The sequence below is a fragment of the Achromobacter sp. SX5 genome (genome assembly GCF_056711425.1).
In genome coordinates, this window is record NZ_CM160041.1 from 1,281,368 (window position 1) to 1,304,596 (window position 23,229).

Annotated in this window: 21 protein-coding genes; 12 read left to right on the plus strand and 9 right to left on the minus strand. The window is 69.1% G+C overall.

Features of this window, described 5'->3' with window-relative positions:
• The first annotated feature begins 126 nt into the window (after positions 1-126).
• The 3 genes from AC1M14_RS05975 to AC1M14_RS05985 are packed head-to-tail and all read left to right on the plus strand — an operon-like array spanning position 127 to position 4,089.
• A complete protein-coding gene (locus AC1M14_RS05975; RefSeq protein ID WP_479731201.1) occupies positions 127-2,415 on the plus strand; it encodes an NADP-dependent malic enzyme in 2,289 nt (762 codons plus the stop codon).
• Positions 2,396-3,625 (plus strand): patatin-like phospholipase family protein, encoded by a 1,230-nt coding sequence (locus AC1M14_RS05980; RefSeq protein WP_168202165.1) that lies wholly within the window; start codon positions 2,396-2,398, stop codon positions 3,623-3,625. The genes AC1M14_RS05975 and AC1M14_RS05980 overlap by 20 nt, the downstream gene beginning before the upstream one ends.
• The gene (locus AC1M14_RS05985) at positions 3,622-4,089 is read left to right on the plus strand and encodes a barstar family protein (RefSeq protein WP_102773683.1); all 468 of its coding nucleotides are present in this window, start codon (positions 3,622-3,624) and stop codon (positions 4,087-4,089) included. The genes AC1M14_RS05980 and AC1M14_RS05985 overlap by 4 nt, the downstream gene beginning before the upstream one ends.
• 13 nt (positions 4,090-4,102) lie before the next feature.
• Here the strand turns inward: AC1M14_RS05985 and AC1M14_RS05990 are convergent, their stop codons facing one another.
• The gene (locus AC1M14_RS05990) at positions 4,103-4,834 is read right to left on the minus strand and encodes a 16S rRNA (uracil(1498)-N(3))-methyltransferase (RefSeq protein WP_479731202.1); all 732 of its coding nucleotides are present in this window, start codon (positions 4,832-4,834) and stop codon (positions 4,103-4,105) included.
• 226 nt (positions 4,835-5,060) lie between these two features.
• Between AC1M14_RS05990 and tkt the strand changes: the two genes are divergently transcribed.
• The 4 genes from tkt (at position 5,061) to AC1M14_RS06010 (ending at position 11,207) form a co-directional block, all read left to right on the plus strand.
• Positions 5,061-7,097: a transketolase gene (gene tkt, locus AC1M14_RS05995; RefSeq protein ID WP_209165826.1), complete on the plus strand. Its 2,037-nt coding sequence runs from the start codon at positions 5,061-5,063 to the stop codon at positions 7,095-7,097.
• Between the two features lie 14 nt (positions 7,098-7,111).
• A complete protein-coding gene (gene gap, locus AC1M14_RS06000) occupies positions 7,112-8,122 on the plus strand; it encodes a type I glyceraldehyde-3-phosphate dehydrogenase (RefSeq protein WP_102773681.1) in 1,011 nt (336 codons plus the stop codon).
• A 95-nt stretch (positions 8,123-8,217) separates the two neighbouring features.
• Positions 8,218-9,426 carry a phosphoglycerate kinase gene (locus tag AC1M14_RS06005; RefSeq protein ID WP_111825657.1) on the plus strand — a complete coding sequence of 403 codons (1,209 nt, stop codon included), beginning with the start codon at positions 8,218-8,220 and terminating at the stop codon, positions 9,424-9,426.
• Between the two features lie 68 nt (positions 9,427-9,494).
• On the plus strand, positions 9,495-11,207 hold the full coding sequence (locus AC1M14_RS06010; protein WP_479731203.1) for a SulP family inorganic anion transporter: 1,713 nt from the start codon (positions 9,495-9,497) through the stop codon (positions 11,205-11,207).
• Here the strand turns inward: AC1M14_RS06010 and AC1M14_RS06015 are convergent.
• The 5 genes from AC1M14_RS06015 to AC1M14_RS06035 all read right to left on the minus strand — a co-directional run bounded on the left by AC1M14_RS06015 (position 11,167) and on the right by AC1M14_RS06035 (position 16,941).
• Positions 11,167-12,363 (minus strand): acetate/propionate family kinase, encoded by a 1,197-nt coding sequence (locus AC1M14_RS06015; protein WP_479731204.1) that lies wholly within the window; start codon positions 12,361-12,363, stop codon positions 11,167-11,169. The two genes, AC1M14_RS06010 and AC1M14_RS06015, sit on opposite strands and share 41 nt — an antisense overlap.
• 54 nt (positions 12,364-12,417) lie before the next feature.
• The gene (locus tag AC1M14_RS06020; RefSeq protein ID WP_479731205.1) at positions 12,418-13,362 is read right to left on the minus strand and encodes a phosphate acetyltransferase; all 945 of its coding nucleotides are present in this window, start codon (positions 13,360-13,362) and stop codon (positions 12,418-12,420) included.
• Positions 13,359-15,752: a DUF3141 domain-containing protein gene (locus AC1M14_RS06025; RefSeq protein ID WP_111825655.1), complete on the minus strand. Its 2,394-nt coding sequence runs from the start codon at positions 15,750-15,752 to the stop codon at positions 13,359-13,361. The genes AC1M14_RS06020 and AC1M14_RS06025 overlap by 4 nt, the downstream gene beginning before the upstream one ends.
• A gap of 184 nt (positions 15,753-15,936) precedes the next feature.
• Entirely contained in the window at positions 15,937-16,572 is a 636-nt protein-coding gene (gene yfcF, locus AC1M14_RS06030; protein WP_479731206.1) for a glutathione transferase, read from the minus strand.
• A 39-nt stretch (positions 16,573-16,611) separates the two neighbouring features.
• The gene (locus AC1M14_RS06035; protein ID WP_479731207.1) at positions 16,612-16,941 is read right to left on the minus strand and encodes a DHCW motif cupin fold protein; all 330 of its coding nucleotides are present in this window, start codon (positions 16,939-16,941) and stop codon (positions 16,612-16,614) included.
• Positions 16,942-17,136: 195 nt separating this feature from the next.
• Between AC1M14_RS06035 and AC1M14_RS06040 the strand changes: the two genes are divergently transcribed.
• The 4 genes from AC1M14_RS06040 (at position 17,137) to AC1M14_RS06055 (ending at position 19,516) form a co-directional block, all read left to right on the plus strand.
• Entirely contained in the window at positions 17,137-18,078 is a 942-nt protein-coding gene (locus tag AC1M14_RS06040; protein WP_102773675.1) for a DnaJ C-terminal domain-containing protein, read from the plus strand.
• Positions 18,079-18,080: 2 nt separating this feature from the next.
• Positions 18,081-18,398: a chaperone modulator CbpM gene (locus tag AC1M14_RS06045; protein WP_102773674.1), complete on the plus strand. Its 318-nt coding sequence runs from the start codon at positions 18,081-18,083 to the stop codon at positions 18,396-18,398.
• Between the two features lie 63 nt (positions 18,399-18,461).
• A complete protein-coding gene (locus AC1M14_RS06050) occupies positions 18,462-19,172 on the plus strand; it encodes an AzlC family ABC transporter permease (protein WP_209165823.1) in 711 nt (236 codons plus the stop codon).
• Complete coding sequence (locus AC1M14_RS06055) at positions 19,169-19,516, plus strand: AzlD domain-containing protein (RefSeq protein WP_209165822.1); 348 nt, start codon at positions 19,169-19,171, stop codon at positions 19,514-19,516. The genes AC1M14_RS06050 and AC1M14_RS06055 overlap by 4 nt, the downstream gene beginning before the upstream one ends.
• A 39-nt stretch (positions 19,517-19,555) precedes the next feature.
• On the opposite strand, the gene AC1M14_RS06060 is transcribed toward AC1M14_RS06055, so the two are convergent.
• The 3 genes from AC1M14_RS06060 to AC1M14_RS06070 form a co-directional block, all read right to left on the minus strand.
• The gene (locus tag AC1M14_RS06060; protein ID WP_102773671.1) at positions 19,556-21,031 is read right to left on the minus strand and encodes an inorganic phosphate transporter; all 1,476 of its coding nucleotides are present in this window, start codon (positions 21,029-21,031) and stop codon (positions 19,556-19,558) included.
• A 103-nt stretch (positions 21,032-21,134) separates the two neighbouring features.
• Complete coding sequence (locus AC1M14_RS06065) at positions 21,135-21,260, minus strand: hypothetical protein (protein ID WP_281492758.1); 126 nt, start codon at positions 21,258-21,260, stop codon at positions 21,135-21,137.
• 14 nt (positions 21,261-21,274) lie between these two features.
• Positions 21,275-22,399: a D-alanyl-lipoteichoic acid biosynthesis protein DltD gene (locus AC1M14_RS06070; RefSeq protein ID WP_479731208.1), complete on the minus strand. Its 1,125-nt coding sequence runs from the start codon at positions 22,397-22,399 to the stop codon at positions 21,275-21,277.
• 153 nt (positions 22,400-22,552) lie between these two features.
• Between AC1M14_RS06070 and mog the strand changes: the two genes are divergently transcribed.
• The gene (gene mog / locus AC1M14_RS06075; RefSeq protein WP_479731209.1) at positions 22,553-23,170 is read left to right on the plus strand and encodes a molybdopterin adenylyltransferase; all 618 of its coding nucleotides are present in this window, start codon (positions 22,553-22,555) and stop codon (positions 23,168-23,170) included.
• The last annotated feature ends 59 nt before the right edge of the window (positions 23,171-23,229 follow it).

The following is a 23,229-nucleotide window of genomic DNA, read 5'->3' on the forward strand; positions in this document are numbered from 1 at the left end:
ATTTGTAAGCTCGCGTTAAGATGGAAACGCAAGCCTGGCAAGGGGCGCGGAGGTATCGCGGCCGGCGCCATCGGAATAGAATTCCCCCCTTTCCGTGTCTCACACTCTAGCAAGTAGCCCGCCCCTATGGATGCCAATCTCCGCAAAGCCGCCCTTGAATACCACGAGCACGGACGCCCCGGCAAAGTCTCGGTCATGCCGACCAAGCAGCTCACCAACCAGCGCGACCTGGCGCTGGCCTATTCGCCCGGCGTGGCGGCGGCCTGCGAGGAAATCGTGGCCGACCCGGCCAACGTGTTCCGCTACACGGCGCGCGGCAACCTGGTGGGCGTGATCACCAACGGCACCGCGGTGCTGGGGCTGGGCAATATCGGTGCGCTGGCGTCCAAGCCGGTGATGGAAGGCAAGGCGGTGCTGTTCAAGAAGTTCGCCGGCCTGGACGTGTTCGACATCGAAATCAACGAGACCGACCCGGACAAGCTGGTCGAGATCATCGCCGGCCTGGAAGCCACCTTCGGCGGCATCAACCTCGAAGACATCAAGGCCCCCGAATGCTTCGTCGTCGAGCGCAAGCTGCGCGACCGCATGAAGATCCCGGTTTTCCACGACGACCAGCACGGCACCGCGATCTGTGTGTCGGCGGCCTTCATCAACGGCCTGAAAGTGGTAGGCAAGGACATCAAGCAGGTCAAGGTGGTGACCTCGGGCGCCGGCGCGGCCGCCCTGGCCTGCCTGGACCTGATGGTGGACCTGGGGCTGCCGCTGGAGAACGTCTGGGTCACCGACATCGAAGGCGTGGTCTACGAAGGCCGCACGGCGCTGATGGACCCGGACAAGGCGCGCTTCGCGCAAAAGACCGACGCGCGCAAGCTGGCCGAGGTGATCCAGGGCGCCGACGTGTTCCTGGGCCTGTCGGCCGGCGGCGTGCTCAAGCCGGAGATGGTGGCGGCGATGGGTCCGCGTCCGCTGATCCTGGCGCTGGCCAACCCGACGCCGGAGATCCTGCCGGAAGTGGCGCACGGCGTGCGCGACGACGTGGTGATGGCCACGGGCCGTTCGGACTACCCGAACCAGGTCAACAACGTGCTGTGCTTTCCGTACATTTTCCGCGGCGCGCTGGACGTGGGCGCCACCACCATCACGCGCGAGATGGAAAAGGCGGCGGTGTACGCCATCGCCGAGCTGGCCGAGGAAGAGCAGAACGAAGTGGTGGCGGCCGCCTACGGCACCTATGACATTTCGTTCGGCCCGGACTACCTGATTCCCAAGCCGTTCGATCCGCGGCTGATCGTGCGCATCGCGCCGGCGGTGGCCAAGGCGGCGATGGAAGACGGCGTGGCCACGCGCCCGCTGGCCGACCTGGAGGCCTACGAGGCGCAGCTGCAGCAGTTCGTGTACCACTCGGGCGCGTTCATGAAGCCGCTGTTCGCGGCGTCCAAGCGCATCGTGCGCGAGGGTGGCAAGGCTCGCATCGTGTTCGCCGAAGGCGAGGACGAGCGCGTGCTGCGCGCGGTGCAGGTGGTGGTCGACGAAGGCCTGGCCCGCCCCATCCTGGTGGGCCGCCCGTCGGTGCTGCTGGCCCGCATCGAAAAACTGGGCCTGCGCCTGCGCCTGGGCCAGGACGTGGAAGTCACCAACCCGGAATACGACGAGCGCTTCCACCAGTACTGGACCACGTACTGGGAGCTGATGTGCCGCCGCGGCATCACCAAGGAAATGGCGCGGGTGGAGATGCGCCGCCGCATGACGCTGATCGGCGCGATGATGGTGCGCCTGGGCGACGCCGACGGCATGGTCTGCGGTTCGGTCGGCGCCTACCACGACCACCTGCGTTTCGTGGACGAGGTGATCGGCCGCCGCCCCGGCCACAACGTGTACGCGGCCATGAACATCCTGCTGCTCAACGAGCGCACGGTGGTGCTGGTCGACACCCACGTCAACGACGAGCCCACGGCCGAGCAGATCGCCGAGTTCACCGTCGCGGCCGCCCACGAGATGCGCCGCATGTTCCTGGCGCCCAAGGCGGCGCTGCTGTCGCGTTCCAACTTCGGCTCGGGCAGCTCGGCCTCGGGCGCCAAGATGCGCCGCGCGCTGGAGCTGGTGCGCGAGATCGACCCGGAGCTGGAGATCGACGGCGAGATGCACGGCGACTGCGCGCTGGACGAGGCGCTGCGCATGCGCATCCTGCCTTCGTCCTCGCTCAAGGGCGAGGCCAACCTGCTGGTGTGCCCGAACGTGGACGCCGGCAACATCGCCTACAACCTGCTCAAGACCACCGCGGGCAGCAACGTGGCGGTGGGTCCGTTCCTGCTGGGCGCGAACGCGCCGGTGCACATCCTGACTTCCAGCTCGACCGTGCGCCGCATCGTCAACATGACCGCCATGACGGTCGTCGATGCCAACACCCCGCGTTGAAGTCCGCCCGGCCGGCCCTGCGTGCCCGCGCACGCAGACCGGCCTGGTCCTGACCGGAGGCGGCGCCCGCGCCGCCTACCAGGTCGGCGTGCTCAGCGCCATCATGGAGCTGCTGGACCCGGACTGGCATTCGCGCTTCCAGAACCCGTTTCACATCATCTGCGGCACGTCCGCCGGCGCCATCAACGCCGCCGCGCTGGCCTGCCGCGCCGACCGTCCGCACCTGGGCGTGCGCCGCATCCGGCGCCTGTGGTCTTCGCTCAACACCGACATGATCTACCGGGCCGACACGCCCGGCATCATCCGCACGGGCGGCCGCTGGCTGGGCCTGCTGTCGCTGGGCTGGATGTTCTCGGGCCTGGCGCGCAAGCGGCCCACCTCGCTGCTGGACAACAGCCCCATGGAGGCCTTGCTGGGCCGGGTGCTGGACTTCCAGCACCTGCGCGCCAACCTCGAAAGCGGCGCCCTGTCGGCGCTGGCCATCACGGCCTCGGGCTACACCAGCGGCGAGCACCTGACCTTCTACCAGGCGCATACGCCGATCGAGCCCTGGCACCGCTATCTGCGCCTGGCCATCCCGACCCCGATCGGCATCGACCACCTGATGGCCTCGTCGGCCATTCCCTTCGTCTTCCCGGCCCGCCAGGTACAGGTGCACGGCAAGGGCGAATGGTGCGGCGACGGCTCGATGCGCCAGCTGGCGCCGATCAGCCCGGCCATCCACCTGGGCGCCAGCCGCGTGCTGGTGATCGGCACCGGATTCCGCGACGACACCCACCCCGAGAACCGCGAAGACTCGCCGCCGTACCCGTCCCTGGCGCAGGTGGGCGGCCATGCGCTGGCCAGCATCTTCCTGGACGGGCTGTCGGCCGACGTCGAGCGCCTGCAGCGCATGAACTTCCTGACAGAGCTGGCCGGCGAGGAGGGCGTCCGCGGCGGCGTGCGCCGCGTGGAGGTGCTGACCATCACGCCCAGCCAGTCGCTGGACCTGATGGCGCTGGAGCATTTGAAGGACATGCCGACCCAGGCCCGTGCCCTTTTCCGCGTGCTCGGTGTATCGTCCGATCCAGGCCGTCCGGGAGGCGGGTCGCTGATGTCCTACCTCCTGTTTGAATCCAGCTACACCAAGCGATTGATTGAACTGGGTTATGCCGATACGATGCAGCGTAGCGATGAAGTGATCGCCTTTTTCAAGGAGGCTCGGGCATGACGCGCAATGGCCAATCTACTTTGCAGCGGCAGCTGCTGCGCGGCGGTGCGCTGGCCCACGAGGGGCTGGACAAGAAGGCCGTGGTAGACGCCGCCCATGAGCTCGGCCTGGCCTTGTTCGTCGCCAATTGCGATCCCGCCCGCAGCCGTTCGGCGGTGCTGCGCGCCATCGTCAAGGCGGTCGACTTTCCCGAGTACTTCGGCGGCAATCTCGACGCGCTCTACGACTGTCTGTGCGACACCGTGCTGGACCACAAGACCGGCGTGGTGCTGTGGCTGTACCGGCTGCACTCGGGCGATCCGGCGCTCGAGGAAGACGCCGGCCTGATCGAAACCGTATGTTCCGATGCGTCCGATTTCGCCCGCGAAAACGGGCGCGTGTTTTCGTACGTGATCGAACACGCCGGCAGGCACCCCGATCCCGAGCCGGGCGTGGCGGCCGCGCCCTACGGCGAAAACCACTGAAGCCCTGGCCGGGCTACCAGCCCAGCAGCGCCCCGGCGGCCGAGGCCAGCGCCAGGCCCGCCGTCTCGGTGCGCAGCACCCGCGGGCCGAAGCGCACCGCCTGGACCCCCGCCTGCCGCGCCTGTTCCAGTTCCTTGTCCGACCATCCGCCCTCGGGGCCGACCAGCAGCGTCAGCGCCTGCAGACCGGGATCAGCGCGCAGCCGGGCGGCCAGATCGTCGGCCGCTTCCGGATGGCACATCAGGCGCAGGCCGTCGGCGGGCTGCGCCAGCCATTCGGCCAGCGCCAGGGGCGCGTCCACCGCCATCAGCCGGTTGCGTCCGCATTGCTCGCTGGCGGCTTGGGCGATGCGCCGCCAGTGCGCCACGCGCTTGTCCAGCCGCGGCCCCGACAATTGCAGCACGCTGCGCTGCGCCGCCACCGGGCAGACCCGGGCCACCCCCAGTTCCACCGCTTTTTCCACCACCCAGTCCATCTTGTCGCCGGAAGGCAGGCCCTGGACCAGGGTGATGCGCCCGGCCAGCTCGGCCTCGCGCGGCGAAAACGGCCCCAGCCGGGCGAACCCGGCCTTGCCCTCGGCCTCCAGTACGGCGGGGAATTCGCCGCCCTGGCCGTTGAACAGGACGATGGCCTCGCCGTGGCGCAGCCGCAGCACCCGCAGCGCGTGGTGGGCCAGGGCGTCCGGCAGGGCGACTCGGACGCCGGCGGTCAGAGGGAGGTCGCAGAAGAAGCGGGGGGCGGACATGAAACGAAACGTGGCGGATCGGGGGAAAAACAGCCCCTCCGGGGGGCGGCCGGCCCCGGCGGCGGAGCCGGCGCGGGGCATTTGCGTCAGCCGCGTAGCCTAGCATGGGGGACGGCTTATGGCCGATGGCCTGAGGGAAACCCCCGGGTGCTAAAATCCCCTGCTTCGCAACCTACTTAACTGGCCCTGCCGTGTTCCAGGTGACCAGCTTCAAAGAGCCTTCCGAATGAGCAATCCGACCGCCCCTAAACTTGCCTTGGCGGATGCCATCCGCGCCCTCGCGATGGACGCCGTGCAACAAGCGAACTCCGGGCACCCGGGTGCTCCCATGGGCATGGCGGAAATCGCCCAAGCCTTGTGGGCCGGCAACCTGCGTCACAACCCCAAAGATCCCGCCTGGGCCAACCGCGACCGCTTCGTGCTGTCCAACGGCCACGGCTCCATGCTGATCTACGCCCTGCTGCACCTGACCGGCTACGATCTGCCGATCGAAGAACTCAAGAACTTCCGCCAGCTGCATTCCAAGACCCCGGGCCACCCCGAAGTGGGCATCACCCCGGGCGTGGAAACGACCACCGGCCCGCTGGGCCAGGGCCTGGGCAACGCCGTGGGCATGGCGCTGGCCGAAGCCCTGCTGGCCGCCGAATTCAACAAGCCCGGCCACACCATCGTCGACCACCACACCTACGCCTTCACCGGCGACGGCTGCCTGATGGAAGGCATCTCGCACGAAGTCTGCTCGCTGGCCGGCACGCTCAAGCTGGGCAAGCTGGTGGTGCTGTATGACGACAACGGCATTTCCATCGACGGCCACGTCGAGCACTGGTTCGCCGACGACACCGCCAAGCGCTTCGAAGGCTACGGCTGGAACGTGATCCGCGGCGTGGACGGCCACGACGTCGCCGCCGTGGACGCCGCCATCAAGGCCGCGCGCTCGCAATCGGAAAAGCCCACCCTGATCGTCTGCCGCACCGTCATCGGCAAGGGTTCGCCCAACATGGCCGGCACCCACAACGTGCACGGCGCGCCGCTGGGCAAGGACGAGATCGCCGCCACCCGCGCCGCGCTGGGCTGGTCGTCGGAGCCGTTCCAGATCCCGCAGGAAATCTACGACGGCTGGGACGGCCGCAAGCGCGGCGCCGCGGCCCAGGCCGAATGGCAGTCCGCCTTCGACGCCTACGCCGCCGAATTCCCGGCCGAAGCCGCCGAATTCACCCGCCGCATGAAGGGCGAGCTGCCCGCCGGCTACGCCGAGCAGTTCCAGGCCTTCCTGAACGCCACGCTGGAAAAGGCCGAGACCGTGGCCACCCGCAAGGCGTCGCAGTTCGCGATCGCGGCGCTGGCCGCCGCGCTGCCGGAAATGCTGGGCGGCTCGGCCGACCTGACCGGCTCCAACTTCACCGACTGGAAGGGCGTCGCGCCCGTGCGCGCCGGCGAGCAGGGCATCCAGTTCGGCCGCCATATCAACTACGGCGTGCGCGAATTCGGCATGGCCGCCATCATGAACGGCGTGGCCCTGCACGGCGGCTACCTGCCGTTCGGCGGCACCTTCCTGACCTTCTCCGACTACTCGCGCAACGCCATCCGCATGGCGGCGCTGATGAAGCAGCGCGTGGTGCACGTGTTCACCCACGACTCGATCGGCCTGGGCGAAGACGGCCCGACCCACCAGTCCATCGAACACGCCTCCAGCCTGCGCCTGATCCCCAACCTGTCGCTGTGGCGCCCCTGCGATACCACGGAAACCGCCGTGGCCTGGAACGCGGCCGTGACGCGCCCGGCCAGCATCGGCATGGACGTGCACGACGGCGGCCCCACGGCGCTGCTGCTGTCGCGCCAGAACCTGCCGTTCGTGCAGCGTGACGCCGCCACCGTGGACGCCATCGCCCGCGGCGGCTACGTGCTGCGCGACGCCGAGGGCGCCCGCGCCGTCATCATCGCCACCGGCTCGGAAGTCGCCATCGCGCTGGACGCGCAGGCCCAGCTGGCCAAGGAAGGCATCGCGGTGCGCGTGGTCTCCATGCCCAGCACCGATGTGTTCGACCGCCAGGACGCCGCCTGGAAGCAGTCGGTGCTGCCCAAGGGCCTGCCGCGCGTGGCCGTCGAGGCCGGCATCACCGCCTTCTGGCACAAGTACGTGGGCCTGGAAGGCGCCGTCGTCGGCATCGACCGCTACGGCGAATCCGCGCCGGCCGGCGCTCTGTTCAAGTTCTTCGGGCTGACCGCCGACAAGGTGGCCGAGACCGTCCGCCAAGTTTTGTAAAAAGGAGCTTAGTCATGACCATTCGCGTCGCCATCAACGGTTACGGCCGCATCGGCCGCAACATCCTGCGTGCCCACTACGAAGGTGGCAAGAAGCACGACATCGAAATCGTCGCCATCAACGACCTGGGCGATCCCAAGACCAACGCGCACCTGACGCGCTACGACACCGCCCACGGCAAGTTCCCGGGCACGGTCGAGGTCGACGGCGAATACATGGTCGTCAACGGCGACAAGATCCGCGTGCTGGCCAACCGCAACCCGGCCGAGCTGCCCTGGGGCGAGCTGAAGGTCGACGTGGTGCTGGAATGCACGGGCTTTTTCACCACCAAGGAAAAGGCCGGCGCGCACATCAAGGGCGGCGCCAAGAAGGTCATCATCTCGGCTCCCGGCGGCAAGGACGTCGACGCCACCGTCGTGTACGGCGTGAACCACGGCGTGCTGAAGGCCTCGGACACCGTCATCTCCAACGCGTCGTGCACCACCAACTGCCTGGCCCCGCTGGTCAAGCCGCTGAACGACAAGCTGGGCCTGGAAAACGGCCTGATGACCACGGTCCACGCCTACACCAACGACCAGGTCCTGACCGACGTCTACCACGAAGACCTGCGCCGCGCCCGTTCGGCCACCATGAGCATGATTCCCACCAAGACCGGCGCCGCCGCCGCCGTGGGCCTGGTGCTGCCTGAACTGAACGGCAAGCTGGACGGCTACGCCATCCGCGTCCCGACCATCAACGTGTCCATCGTCGACCTGTCCTTCGTGGCCAAGCGCGACACCACCGTCGAAGAAGTCAACGGCATCCTGAAGGCCGCCTCGGAAGGCGAGCTCAAGGGCATCCTGGACTACAACACCGAACCCCTGGTCTCGGTGGACTACAACCACAACCCGGCCTCCAGCACCGTCGACGCGTCGCTGACCAAGGTCTCGGGCCGCCTGGTCAAGGTCTCGTCCTGGTACGACAACGAGTGGGGCTTCTCGAACCGCATGCTCGACACCACCGTCGCGCTGATGACGGCCAAGTAAGCCACGCAGTCAGTCCACAGGGGACGGATTTGTTTTCCGCCGGCGCGGAAAATGGGTTCGTCCCCTTTGTACGCCAATCGTAGGAATCCATACTCATGCCCAAGGTCAATACCCTGTCCGCGCTGGCCAAGTCCGGCGCCCTGTCCGGCAAGCGCGTGTTCATCCGCGCCGATCTGAACGTGCCGTTCGACGACGCCGGCCGCATCAGCGAAGACACCCGCATCCGCGCCTCGGTGCCCGGCATCCGCATGGCGCTGGACGCCGGCGCCGCCGTGATGGTCACGTCCCACCTGGGCCGCCCCAAGGAAGGCGTGCTGACCGAGGCCGATTCGCTGGCCAAGGTCGGCCAGCGCCTGTCCGAGCTGCTGGGCATGCCCGTGCAGCTGGTGCGCGACTGGGTCGACGGCGTCAAGGTCGACCACGGCCAGGTCGTGCTGCTGGAGAACTGCCGCGTCAACGTCGGCGAGAAGAAAGACGACGAAACCCTCGCGCGCAAGATGGCCGCGCTTTGCGACGTCTATGTCAACGACGCCTTCGGCACCGCGCACCGCGCCGAGGCCACCACCCACGGCATCGCGCGCTTCGCGCCCGTGGCCTGCGCCGGCCCGCTGCTGGCCGCCGAACTCGAAGCCCTGGGCCGCGCGCTGCACGAGCCCAAGCGTCCGCTGGTCGCCATCGTCGGCGGCTCCAAGGTCTCGACCAAGCTGTCCATCCTGCAATCGCTGGCCGACAAGGTCGACCAGCTGGTGGTGGGCGGCGGCATCGCCAACACCTTCATGCTGGCCGCCGGCCTGCCCATCGGCAAATCGCTGGCCGAGCCCGACCAGGTCGAGCAGGCCCGCGCCGTCATCGACATGATGAAACAGCGCGGCGCGGCCGTGCCGATCCCGGTGGACGTGGTCTGCGCCAAGTCCTTCGGCGCCGACGCCGAAGCCACGGTCAAGGCCGCGGCCGACGTGGCCGAGGACGACATGATCCTGGACATCGGCCCGCAGACCGCGGCGCAGCTGGCCGGCATCCTGAAGCAGGCCGGCACCATCGTCTGGAACGGCCCGGTGGGCGTGTTCGAGTTCGACCAGTTCGCCCACGGCACCGAAGTGGTGGCCCGCGCCATCGCCGACTCGGCCGGCTTTTCCATCGCCGGCGGCGGCGACACGCTGGCCGCCATCGCCAAGTACGGCATCGGCGAGCAGGTCGGCTACATCTCGACCGGCGGCGGCGCGTTCCTGGAGTTCCTGGAAGGCAAGACCCTGCCCGCCGTCGCGGTGCTGGAAGCCCGCGCCTCGACGGACGCCGGCGCGTAACCCATCCGGCGGCGCGAGCCGCCGGTTTTCCCCGGCCCCGCTGCCGCCATTGCCGTCATTGCGCCGCCATGATCCTCCGCCTGTTTCCCGGCCTGAACAACCTCCGCGGCCTCACCCGGGAATCGGCGCGGCGCGACGCCATGGCCGGCCTGAGCGTGGCGGCGGTGGCGCTGCCGGTGGGGCTGGCCTACGCGGCCATGATGGGCGTGCCGCCCGTGGCCGGCCTGTGGGCCGCCATCGCGGGCATGCTGGGCTACGCGGTCTTCGGATCGTCGCGCACGCTCATCGTCGGGCCCGACACCGCCACCTGCACGCTGATCGCCGCCACGCTTACCGGCATGGCGCTCAGCACCCCCGAAGATCGCCTGGTGGCCGCCACCGGCATCGCGCTGACGGTGGGCGTGGGCTGCCTGATCGCGCGCGTGCTGCGCCTGGGCGTGCTGGCCAACCTGCTGTCGCGGCCGGTGCTGATCGGCTATATGGCGGGCGTGGCGGTCACGCTGGCCCTTTCGCAGCTCAGCGGCCTGACGGGCGTGGGCCTGCGCAACAGCGGCCTGGTGCATCCTTTCCTGGAGCTGTCGCGGCGCCTGCCGGAGGTCCGGATTCCCACGCTCGTCCTGGGCGTGCTTTCATGCGTGCTGCTGGTGGCGCTCAAGCGCTGGCGGCCGGGCTGGCCCGGCCCCATCATGCTGGTGGCGGGCTCCTGCCTGCTGTCCTGGCTGTTCGACTTTCCCTCGCTGGGCATCGCCGTGGTCGGCGACGTGCCCGCCGGTCTGCCGGCGCTCAGCCTGCCGCTGCGGCTGGAGGGCGTGGACGGCATCCTGATGGGCGCGGCCGGGGTGCTGGTGGTGAGCTTTTCCAGCGGCATCGTCACGGCCCGCAGCTTCGCCGCGCGCACCGGCGAACACATCGACCCCAACCGCGAGCTGGTGGGCTTTGGCGCGGCCAACGTGGCCGCCGGCCTGTTCCAGGGCTTCGTGGTGACCGGCGCCGACTCGCGCACCGCGGTCGGGCTGGTGGCCGGCGGCTCGTCGCCGCTGGTCAGCATCAGCGCCGCGGCGGCGCTGGCGGTGGTGGTGGGGCTGTTGAGCGCGCCGCTGTACTGGCTGCCGCAGGCGGTGCTGTCGGCCATCCTGCTGCTGGCCGCGGTCAGCCTGTTCGACGGCCAGGCCTTCATGCGCCTGGCGCACATTTCGCGCATCGAGCTGGCCTTCGGCATCCTGGCGGCCGTGGGCGTGATCGGCTTCGGCGTGCTGCAGGGCGTGGCGGTCTCGGTGGGCGCCACGCTGCTGTACGCCATGTACGTGTCGGGCAATCCCCGCGACGCGCTGCTGGGGCGGCTGCCCGGCGAATCGGTGCTGGGCAAGCTGCACCTGAACCCCGACGCCCAGCCGGTGCCGGGCACGGTGGTGTGGCTGTTCGAATCGTCCGTGTGGTTCTTCAACGCCGACGCGTTCCGCCGGCGCGCCCGCGAAGTGATGGACCAGGCCGCCGGCGCGCAGTGGTTCGTGCTGGACGCCGAGGCGATGACCCAGGCCGACGCCGACGCGGTCGAGGCGCTGTACGAACTCAAGCGCGAGCTGGACGCGCGCGGCATGACGCTGCTGATCGCCGGCGGACACGGCCAGTTCCGCACGGCGCTGGAGCGTTCCGGCCTGGTCAGGAAGATCGGCCGCGACAAGATCTTCGGCAGCCCCGAGCAGGCGGTCGACGCGATCGAGCGCTGGCGCCGGCCGGCGCCTAACGCTGGCGCAGCAGCGCCAGCGTGTGCTGGGCAATGATCAGTTCTTCGTTGGTGCGCACGACGTAGACGCCGATGGGGCTGTCGTCGCTGGAGATGCGCGGGCCGTGGCGGGCGTTGCGTTCGGGGTCCAGCCTGATGCCCAGCCAGCCCCAGTGCGCGCTGATCGCCTGGCGGATCTCGGCGGAGTTCTCGCCCACGCCGGCGGTGAAGACGATGGCGTCCACGCCGTTCATGGCGCAGGCCAGGCCGATCATGCCTTCGGCCACGCGCCATGCGAAATACTGCAGCGCCATCCTGGCCGACGGCGCTTCGCTGGCCAGCAGTTCGCGCATGTCGTTGCTGATGCCGGACAGCCCCTTCATGCCGCAGTCGTAGTACAGCATGTGCTCGATCTCGTCGTGGCTCATGCCTTGTTCCATCATCCACAGCACCACGCCGGCGTCCAGCCGGCCCGGACGCGTGCCCATGGGCAGCCCTTCGAGCGCGGTGAAGCCCATGGTGCTGTCCACGCTTTTGCCGTGGTGCATGGCGCAGGCCGACACGCCCGAGCCCAGGTGCGCGGCGATGATCCTGCCCGTGGCGATGTCGGGCAGGGCCTGGCGCAGGCGCTGCGCGATGTATTCGTAGGACAGGCCATGAAACCCGTAGCGGCGCACGCCTTCGCGGTACAGCTTTTCCGGCACCGCATAGCGGTCGGCCACGTCGGAATGGCTGCGGTGGAAGGCCGTGTCGAAGCAGGCCACCTGCGCGATCGCCGGGCGGCGCTCGCGGATCACGCGGATCGGGGCCAGGTTGTTCGGCTGGTGCAGCGGCGCCAGCGGCGCATAGGTCTCCAGCTGCGCCAGGATCTCGTCGTCGACCAGCACGGGCTCGGAGAGGTCGGGGCCGCCATGCACCACCCGATGGCCCACCGCCAGCGGCGCGCCGCCCAGATGGCCGCTCAGCCAGGTGCCCACCACTTCCTGCGCATTGGGCACGTCGGACGCGTGGCCCGGCGCGATGTCGCGCTCGACCAGCGGCTGGCCGGCCGCGTCGCGCACGCGCAGCCTGGGGCGCAGCGTGCCGATGCCCTCGATCTGGCCGCCCAGCCGCGGGGTCAGGTCCTGCTCGCCCCCGATGTCGTACAGGTAGAACTTGATGCTGGAACTGCCGGCGTTGATGACGAGAATGGTGTCGCGGGGCGTGTCGCTCATGGCGCTGTGACTCCGGGAGAGTAGGGGCGGCGGGTTCTTTGCCGGGTTTTACCTTTACGCCAGCGGGCGGGCCTGCTGCTGGCTCAGGTGGTGCGCGTAGATGGCCGCCACCGCACAGGAAGCCAGGCGCGAGCGCGGGCTGTCGGCGCGGCTGGTCAGGATGATGGGCACGCGCGCGCCCAGCACGATGCCGGCCGCCTCGGCGTTGGCCAGGAAGGTCAGGTTCTTGGCCAGCATGTTGCCGGCTTCCAGGTCCGGCACCACCAGCACCTGCGCGATGCCGGCGACGGGGGAGCGGATGCCCTTGATGCGGGCCGCCTCGGGATTGATGGCGTTGTCCAGCGCCAGCGGGCCGTCGAGCAGGCCGCCGGTGATCTGGCCGCGGTCGGCCATCTTGCACAGCGCCGCCGCGTCGATGGTGCCGGGGATGCTGGGCGTGACCTGCTCGACCGCCGACAGGATGGCCACGCGCGGCTCGCCCAGGCCCAGGCCGTGGTGCAGGTCGATCACGTTGCGGATGATGTCGGCCTTGGTTTCGAGGTCGGGGAAGATGTTGATGGCCGCGTCGGTGATGAACAGCGGCTCGGCGTAGGTGGGCACCTCCATGATGAACGCATGGCTGATGCGCCGGCCGCTGCGCAGCCCGGTGTTGCGGGCCACGACCTCGTGCATGAGCTCGTCGGTGTGCAGGCTGCCCTTCATCAGCAGCGTGGCCTCGGCGCTGCGCACCAGCGCGACCGCCGTTTCGGCGGCCGCGTGGCTGTGCGGCGCGTCGACGATGCGGGCGTTGCCCAGGTCCAGCCCGTGCTCGGTGGCGGTGGAGCGGATCTTCAGTTCCGGCCCCACCAGGATGGGCTGCAGCAGGCCCAGGTCGCGCGCCATCAGCGCGGCCGACAGCGACGGTTCGTCGCAGGGATGGGCGATGGCGCACGGGGCCGGCGCCAGCGTCTGCGCGCGGGCGATGAGCTTGTCGTAGTGGGTGGCGGCGGGCAGGGTCATCGTGTGTTGGCCTTGGCGGATTTGCGTGCGGGGGTCTTGGCGGCGCGCTTGGCCGGCGGGGCGGCCTTGGCGGCGGTCTTCACGGCTTTCACGGCCTTCACCGCCTTGGCGGGCTTGACCGCGGCGGCCGGCGCGGCGCTGCGGGCCGAGGCCACGCGCGCCGCGGGCTTGACCGCAGGCGAGGCTTCGAGCAGGGCCTGTTCGCGCTTCCTGGCGCGTTCTTCGGCGGCCTCGAAGATGCGTTCCATCTCGCCCAGGCTGGCGCGCGCGGCCTCGCTGAGGGGCTCGGCCGCCTCCAGCACGTGCTTCATGGTGTCCAGCGTTTCGCGGATCGCGGCAGCCGGCGCGCCGTCGAGCAGACGCGGCATGGCCTGGACCGCGGCGGCCGAATCTAGCGTCATCATCAGGGCCTGGTCGCGGGTGATGTCCTTGAATTCCTGCAGGGTCAGCGCGGTGTCGGACTCGGCGCGCATCTTGCGAATGAGTGCGAAGCTGCGCTCGTCCAGGCCGCCCTCGGCGCCCGAGACGTACAGCAGCATGCGGATGGCGGCCACGCGCAGGCCGCCTTCCTGCAGCAGCGAGCACAGCTCGGCGGCGCGCTGCTCCATGAACTGCAGGTGTTCGGGCGAAACGCCGGGGTGCTTGCGCGGCGGGCCGGAGCGCGCGCCCAGCCCCGCCAGGTCCTGCACCAGGGGCGAGCCGTACACGCTCATGAAGGTGCGCTCGTCGGCCGAGTCGCGCAGCTCCTGCCAGATGTTCAGGCTGGTCTCGATCAGTTTCGAGAACATTTCCTGGGCCTGCAGGAAGGGGTTGTTGGGCGAGACCGGCTGGCGGTGTTCGCGCACCTGCTCGGCCACCTGGGCGACCGGCGCGACCAGCGGGTTGCGGTCGGAGATCAGTTCGTAGGGCAGGCGCAGCGGATGCAGGCGCTGCGCCCATTCGGCCGATTGCGGCGTGACCATGGCGCGCACCCAGGGCTGCACGAAGCTGCGGTACATGCCCAGGTTGATGTCGGAGATGCGGGCGACGGCGGCGAAGCGGCGGTCGTCTTCTTCCTTGCGGTCGACGATGGCGCGCACGTCGTCCAGCGTGCGCTGCTCGAACGACAGCACGTAGTTGCCATAGGCCAGGTCGGCGTTGGGCGTGTCGGGCGTCTTGTCGGCGATTTCGGCCTGGTAGATGCCCGGCGGCAGCACGTCGATCATGTCGATGTTGGAGGTGAACTCCAGGTGCTCCTTGCAGGCCACGCTGCCGGACACGAAGATGCCCAGGTGGCCGATGCTTTCATGCACGGCGTAGACGATGGTCTGGCCGTGGGCCAGCACCTCGGCCTCGTTCTGGTACAGGTCGGGAATCCAGCCCAGCGCCTGCGGCGGGGGCGTGATGTTGTCGCCCTTGGAGCAGAACACCACGATGGGCGAACGGATGTTGCGCAGGTCGATGCGGATGCCGTCGGAAGTCACCAGGCCGGCGGTGGCCAGCCGGTTGCCGACGAACAGGTTGTCGACGATGTACTGGATCTCGGGGCCGTTCAGGAAGACGTGGCCGCCCCACCATTTCTCGAAGCTGAGGTAGCGCGGGGACTCGGTGTCCACCTTGGAGTACAGGTTGTACTGCTTGGACCACAGCGTGTTGGCCGGATTCAGGTTCTCGAAGTTCTGCACCAGCCAGGCGCCGTCGAACATGCCGTTGCCCAGGTCGCTGGTCAGCGCGGTGAGCCAGCTGCCGCCCAGCAGGCCGCCGGCGTAGCGCATGGGATTCATGCCGCGCCAGCCGGCCCAGTACGACAGCGGCGCGCCGGCCACGATGATGGGGCCGAATAGCTCGGGACGCACCGCCGCGGTCATCATGATCTGCCAGCCCGCCTGGCAATTGGCGACCACCACCGGCTTGCCCTCGGCGTCGGGGTGCAGCGCGATGATTTCTTCCAGGAAGCGGGCCTCGGCCATCATCACGTCTTCGACGGTCTGGCTGGGCATGGGCTGCGGCAGGAAGGTAGCGAAATAGCAGGGATGCCCGGCGCGCACCGCCACGCCGATTTCGCTCTGGGGCTTGAAGCCGCCGATGCCCGGGCCATGCCCGGCGCGCGGGTCCACCACCAGGAAGGGGCGCTTGATGGGGTCGGTTTCGACGCCGGCCGGCGGCTTGATGCGCAGCAGGCCGTAGTTGACGGGACGCGGCAGGCAGCGGCCGTCCAGCACCAGCTCGGATTCCATGCTCAGCACGTTGGGGGCGCGCTTGGCCATGTGTTCGTGATACTGGTTGCCGCGCTGGCGCATCACGTCGGCGTAGAGCACGCCGCGCTGCCAGGCGTCCACGGCGTATTCGTAGGCCGCGGCCCAGGGATTCAAGAGCGGGGCGGGGGAGCGATTGGTGTCGGAACCGGCCATGGGCGATCTCCTTTGATATCGGCGGCGACGGTCGCCGCCAGGCCGGTTCCGAGTGGAACCGGCCAGATTGACTCCCCCATTACACCGCAACGGATGTTGCGTCGCAACATGAGCAAGGCTGATCGCCGTCAAACAGGCCGGAATTACCCGTCCCTTTATATCCCGCCGCGGCCGGCGCGCCCGATCAGCCCCGCGCCGCGGCGTTGTGCTCCAGCCAGGTCTGCACCGAGGGCCGCTGCCATTGCCCGTCGGCGTAGGCGCGCAGCGCGTCGGGCAGGTCGTCCTGGGACAGGCGCTTGAGCGTCACCGCCAGGTCGGTGTCCGCGATGCACCATTCATCGAACAGACAGGACCGGCCGCCTTCCAGCAGACAGCTCGCCACCTGGATGAGCTTGGCGGCCGCGGCATGGGCGGCGTCGGACAGCGGCTGGCCGGCGGCGCCGTAGAACACGGTTTCGGTGGGGCGCTCCTGGCGCAGCGCGGCCAGGTCGCTGCGCAGCCAGGCCTGCAGCTGGCGGGCGCGGGCGCGGGCCCGCAGCTCCTTCGGATAGAGCGCGGCATGCGCCGGCGCCGGGAAGGCTTCGTCCAGGTATTCGGCGATGGCGCTCGATTCGGTCAGGTGAAAGCCCTCGTGGGTCAGGGCGGGCACCCGCGAAGTCAGGGCGCGCGCCTGGTAGGGCTGCATGCGCTGCTCGCCCGCCTCCAGGTCGATGGGGCGGATTTCGAACGGCAGCCGTTTCTCGGTCAGCGCCACATAGGCCGACATGGCGTAGGGGCTGAGGAACAGGGAATCGACGAATAGCGTAAGCGGGGCGCCCAAGTGCGGTCTCCGGTGATATCCAAACTGATGCGGGCCGGCTCAGTCCACGATGAAGAGCCGGGCCCCGGTGGCGGTCGAGGAACGGTGCGGCTCGGCCTGGTCCGCGACCTGGTAGCTCATGCCGGGCGTCAGCACGAATTGCCGGCCGTCCTCGAGTTCGGTGTGCAGTTCGCCTTCCAGGCAGAACAGGATGTGGCCCTTGCTGCACCAGTGGTCGGCCAGGTAGCCGGGCGTGTATTCGACCATGCGCACGCGCAGGTCGCCGAAGTGCCGCGTGCGCCAGAAGGCCATGCCGGTCTCGCCGGCGTGTTCGGTGCGTTCCACCTCGGACCAGTCTGTGGTGCCGAAGGGGATATTGCTCATTTTCATGGTCGATCCTGCGTTGCGATAGGACGGTTTCACCCGGTAAAACATAAATACTACGCTAATCGCCGTCCCGGCCGCCGCGCACGATGGCTGACCGGACGCATTGAAAAATCGGTACGCAGCCCCTATCTTCTTGATATTCAAGGCCGGATTCCGGCGCGATCCGAAGGCGGCCGCAACCCTCGCAAAGGGCGGACCATGGAGTTCAAGGATTACTACGGTATTTTAGGAGTGGAGCGCGGCGCGTCCGAGGACGAGATCCGGCGCGCCTACCGCAAGCTCGCCCGCAAGTACCATCCCGACGTCAGCAAGGAAAAAGACGCCGAGACCAAGATGCGCGACGTCAACGAGGCCTACGACGTGCTGCGCGACCAGGAAAAACGGCTGGCCTACGACAATCTGGCCGCGGGCGTGTCGCCCGGAGGCGGCTTCCAGCCGCCGCCCGGCTGGGACGAGGGCTTCGAATTCCACCGCGGCGCGGCGCCCGGCGAGGAAGCCCAGTTCAGCGAATTCTTCTCGTCGCTGTTCGGCGGCCGCGCCCGCCGCGGCGGCCCGCAGCAGCAGGAATTCCGCGCGCGCGGCGAAGACCATCACGCCGCCATCGAGGTGGACCTGGAGGATGCGATCAAGGGCGCCACGCGCGACATCAGCCTGCGTTCCATGAAGATCGACGACGAAGGCCATCCGCAGATGCAGACCCGCACGCTGAGCGTGCGGATTCCCGCGGGCGTGCGCGAAGGCCAGTACATCCGGCTGGCCGGCCAGGGCATGCCCGGCTATGGCGGGGGCGAAAACGGCGACCTGTACCTGGAGATCCGCTTCAAGCCGCACCCGCGCTACCGCGCCGACGGCCGCGATCTCTACATGACGCTGCCGGTGGCGCCCTGGGAGGCCGCGCTGGGCGCCGCCGTCACGGCGCCCACGCCGGGCGGCGCGGTCGAGGTCACGATTCCGCCGGGTTCCGGCAACGGCCGCAAGCTGCGCCTGCGCGGACGCGGCATTCCGGGCGATCCGCCGGGAGACCTGTACCTGGTGCTGGACCTGGTGCTGCCGCCGGCCGACAGCGAGGCGGCCAAGGCGGCCTACCGCAGGCTGGAACAGGAGCTGCCTTTCAACCCGCGGCGCCACATGGGGGTCTGATCATGAAGAAGCTCGTCATCACCAGCGCCACCGTCGTGGGCAAGTCGCAGCCGCTGAGCGCCGACGACCTCGCTCGCGCCTGTGGCCAGGAAGTGGAATGGATAGCCCGGCTGGTCGAGGTCGGCATCGTCAACGCCAGCGGACGCCGGCCCGCGGAATGGCGTTTCTACAGCGTGGACCTGCAGCGCGCGCTGGACGCACGGCGGCTGGAGCGCGATTTCGGCGCCAGCCTGGACGCCGCGGCGCTGATCCTGGACCTGAGCCAGGAGGTGCGGCGCCTGAAAGCCCAGTTGCGGGTGCTGGGGGCCGACGACGTCTAGCGGGGCCGGGTAACGAGGCTCGGTAAACTACGCGCCTGCCGCAACCCATAAAAGCGAAAAAACTTGGAGACTTCATCCGCCCCGGCGCCCGCTCCCGCGGGCGCGCGCCTCGATGGCCTGAAATCCTGCCTGCCGGTCATGATCGGCTACTTTCCGGTCGCCGTGACCTTCGGCATCGCCGGCATGGCGGCCGGCCTGGCGCCGCTGCAGGTCGTGCTGATTTCGGTGCTGGTGTATGCCGGCGCCAGCCAGTTCCTGCTGCTCGCGTCCATCAAGGCCGGCACGCCCTGGCTGTGGGTGGTGGCGCTGTGCTCGCTGCTCAACGCCCGCCACCTGCTGTACGGCCCGCTGCTGTCGCGCTTTCTGCCGGCGGCGCTGCGCGACCGCCTGAAAATCGCCTTTCTGCTGACCGACGAGGTCTTCGCCACCGCCTTCAACCGCCTGCAGGGCGTCAGCCCGGCAAGCCGCCAGGCTTGGATGACGGCCCTGGGGCTGGGGGCCTGGCTGACCTGGATCGCCGGCACCGCCGTCGGCGTCTATGCCGGCGACGGGCTGGAACGCCATTACCCGATGCTGTCGCAGGTGATGCGATTCGCGCTGCCGGCGCTGTTCATGGCCCTGGTGTGTCAGAGCGCCCGGCGCGGCATGGGCCTGCCGGTGATGGCCGCGGTGGCCGCCGCCGGCGCGGTCGCCGCGCTGGGATACACCAGCACGGCCATTCTGGTCGGCGCCGTCGTGGGCTGCATCGCATACCGCCTGAGGAGAACGGCATGAACGCCGACGGACTGGGTTTCTGGGCGGCGGTGGCCGCCATGGCCGTGATCACTTATCTGACCCGGGCGTTGCCCTTCATGCTGTCGGAGCGCAGCCGGCTGCTGCGCCACCTGTCGCGCGAAGGCTCGGCGCTGGCCGCGCTGGGACCGTCGCTGCTGGCGGGCATCGCCGCCGCGGTGATCGTGCCCGACCTGCTTGCCGCCGGCGAGCAGGCCGCAACTATCGGGCCTTATGCCGGCGGGCTGGTCGTCACGGCCGTGGCGGCGCGGCTGGTCAGCAACACGGGCGCGGCCGTGCTGCTGGGCATGGCGGGGTATGGGGTTTTGCTGGCGTTGGCTGGCTGATGGGCGCCGCGCGTTGGGCGTTCGTCCGCGAACGCGCGGTCAGCCCGCGATCTGCACGCCGACCCAGAACAGGCCGGCGGCCAGCAGCATCGAGGCCGGCAGGGTCAGCACCCAGGCCATCAGGATGTTGCGCACCGTGCTGCCGTGCAGGCCGGTGCGGTTGGCGACCATGGTGCCGGCCACGCCCGAGGACAGGACGTGGGTGGTCGACACCGGCAGGCTGAACACGTTGGCCAGGCCGATGGCGCCCATCGCGGTCAGCTGCGCGGACATGCCTTGCGCATACGTCATGCCCTGCTTGCCGATCTTCTCGCCCACCGTCAGCACCACGCGGCGCCAGCCGACCATGGTGCCCGCGCCCAGGGCCAGGGCCACCGCCACGATGACCCAGAACGGGGCGTACTCGGTGGTGGCCGTGAGGTCGGCGCGCAGGCGCTGCAAGTCCGAGCGTTCGCGCGCCGGCAGGCCTTCGATGCGCGCCACCTTCTTGGCCGTGTCGTCCAGGCACAGCAGGTAGCGGCGCACGGAGATGCGCTTGTCGGCCGGCAGGTCGACGTAGTTGGCCACGCCGTGCAGATCGGTCTGCAGGGCGGCGATGGTCGGCAGGGTCAGTTCGGGATCGCAGCGGAAGTTGGGCGGCAGCTCGGTGGTGGCGTCGTGGCGCTTGAGCGCCAGGTAATCGCCCAGCATCGCCTCGTTGCGCTGGTAGAACATTTGCAGGTGATTGGCCGCGTCGCGGGTGCGCTCGATCTGGTAGGTGGTGCTGTTGGTGTCCAGCACGAAATTGGCCGGCACGATGCCGATCAGCACCAGCATGATCAGGCCGATGCCTTTCTGCCCGTCGTTGGAGCCGTGCACGAAGCTCACGCCCATCGCCGACAGCACCAGCACCAGGCGGTTCCAGAACGGGGGGTGCTTTTTGTTGTCGATGGCGCGGCGCTGTTCCGGCGTCTTGTGCATTTTCGACAGCGGCAGCCAGCGCTTGAGCGCGAGCAACAGGCCGCCGGCCACCAGGAAGCCGGCCACCGGCGACACCACCAGCGACAGGCCGATGTCGATGGCCTTGCCCCAGTTCACGCCCTCGGCCAGCGGCAGGTCGGTGATCAGCGCATTGGCCAGGCCCACGCCCAGGATCGAGCCGATCAGCGTGTGCGAACTGGAGGCGGGGATGCCGAAGTACCAGGTGCCCAGGTTCCAGGCGATGGCCGCGGCCAGCATGGCGAACACCATGGCCAGCCCGCGGCCGGTGTCCACGTTGATCAGCAGCTCCACCGGCAGCAGGTGCACGATGGCGTAGGCCACGCCCACGCCGCCCAGCAGCACGCCGAAGAAATTGAAAATGCCGGAAAGCACGACCGCCAGGTGCGGCGGCATGGCCTTGGTGTAGATGACGGTGGCCACGGCATTGGCCGTGTCATGAAATCCGTTGATGAATTCGAAGGCCAGGACGAATGTCAGGGCCAGCACGAGACTGAGGCCAACCCAGAAGTCTAGGCCGTGGAAGAGGTCGAACATGGAGGAGGGGAGAGGTTCCGGCGAGACGCTGATTATTGCAGATTTGTGACCTGTTTCTTGTCACATTCCGGCCCGAAAAATCGGGACGCACCGTCGGGCTGGCTCAGAACTTTGAATATTGGAATTCGATTTCTATCGGCTTGCCCAGATTGGCAGAGGTATCGGCCTGGATCAGCATGACCGCCAGCAGCCCCAGGTACAGCAGGCACAGCCACAAGGTTCTTTTCATGGGCGACTCCGTCTTCAGGGGCGAAAGGTTTCGGCGATTTTCTGGTTCACGCGCAGCCAGCCCAGCTCGCCCAGGTGCTGCACGTCGCGCAGCGTGCCCACTTCGAAGGGCGCGCCGTACATGTCCATGCAGCGCATGGCGTAGCGGCCGCAAAGCGCCGCGACCTCGCGCCGCACCGGCTCGAAGCGGTCCAGGTCCTTGAACACCAGCGGATGCAGCGGCTGCATCACGAACAGCGCGTCCACGCCGCGCCCGCGCAGCAGCGCCATCAGCGCGTCCAGCTCGCGCAGCTCGTCGCGGCCGGTCAGCGGCTGGGGCAGCCAGGCCGTCTTGCCGCCGGCCGGCACCGTCCGCAGGTACTTGCCGAAGAACTCGTCGCGCACCGCATAGGGATTGCCTGCCATCCGGGCCTGTTCGGCGTCCTGCGCCTGGCTGGCCAGGGCGTCCCAGTCCACCACCCGGGCGGCGGCGGCCGGCCCCGCGATTTCCGGCTGCGGGGCGGGCGCGGCATGGGCCGGCGTCCACAGCCCGGCCAGGCGCTGGCGCAGCACGTAGGCCTGTTCGGCCGCCATCGACCAGGCCACGCCCGCGTCGCCCTTGGCCCGCAGCCAGCGCAGCAGCTCGGCCCGGCCCTCGGGCTGGCGCAGCAGGCGCGGCAGCAGCGGATTGACGTGTTCCTTGAATTCGTCCGGACCCAGTCCGCCGTCGCCGTCGAACCAGCCGGGCGACAGCATCACCACCACGCGCGACGCGGGCGAGAGATCGTCGGCCAGCGCCGCCAGCACCAGCTGCATGCCCAGGGACTGGAAGCCCGAATGGCCGTAGGCCAGCACCGGCATCTGCAGCTCGTCGGGCAGATAGCGGTAGGGCACGAAGCGCAGGTCGTTGCTGGTCAGCTCCGACGAACCCAGGATGACCAGGCGGTCCCCGGTGCGCAGGGCCTGGCTCAGGCGCGACAGGTTGCGGGTCTGTTCCTCCAGCGTGTTGCCCAGGTTGGGGATGTGGAGGCCGGGGGCGGCGGGCGGCACGGCCTCGGTGCGCAGCGCCAGCGCGTGCAGCGCGATCCATCCGGCGGCCGCGGCGGCGGCCAGTGCCAGCGCCGCCGCCAGCGCGTGCTGCCGCAAGGTGCGTTTAGTCATGGAAGATCGCCGATCGGAGGGTAGGCGGATGTTAGCCAGCCCCGGGAAAGAATGCGATAGCATCGTTGCTGCGCGGTGCTCGTGGATTTCCATGATTGACCGCGCCACGAGCCGCATCCGCGGCGCCCATTCTGCCCATACGACGATTTCGCCATGACCGCTACCCGTATCGCCCGCAGCCATCCCGATGAACTGATCATCGGCCTGGTATCCGTTTCCGATCGCGCCTCCAGCGGCGCCTATCAGGACCAGGGATTGCCCGCGCTGCGCGAGTGGCTGGGCGGCGCGCTGGCCTCGCCGTGGCAGGCGGTCGACCGCCTGATCCCCGACGAGCCGGCCCGCATTTCCGAGACGCTGATCGAACTGGTGGACGGCTGCGGCTGCGACCTGGTGCTGACCACCGGCGGTACCGGCCCGGCGCGCCGCGACGTCACGCCGGAGGCGACGCTGGCCGTGGCCACCAAGGAAATGCCGGGCTTCGGCGAACAGATGCGCCAGATCAGCCTGCGCTTCGTGCCCACGGCGATCCTGTCGCGGCAGGTGGCCGTGATCCGGGAAACCGCCGACCACGCCGCCCTCATCGTGAACCTGCCCGGCCAGCCCAAATCCATCCGAGAAACGCTGGAAGGCCTGAAGGGCGAGGACGGCGCCGCGCAGGTGCCGGGCATCTTCGCGGCCATTCCGTACTGCATCGACCTGATCGGCGGCCCGTATGCCGAGACCCGCCCCGAGGTCGTCGCGGCCTTCCGCCCCAAATCGGCCCGCCGCTGATACCGCGCCGGCGCTGCGCTATAGTTGGCCGCGCCCGATCCCATTTTCATCCGCACGAG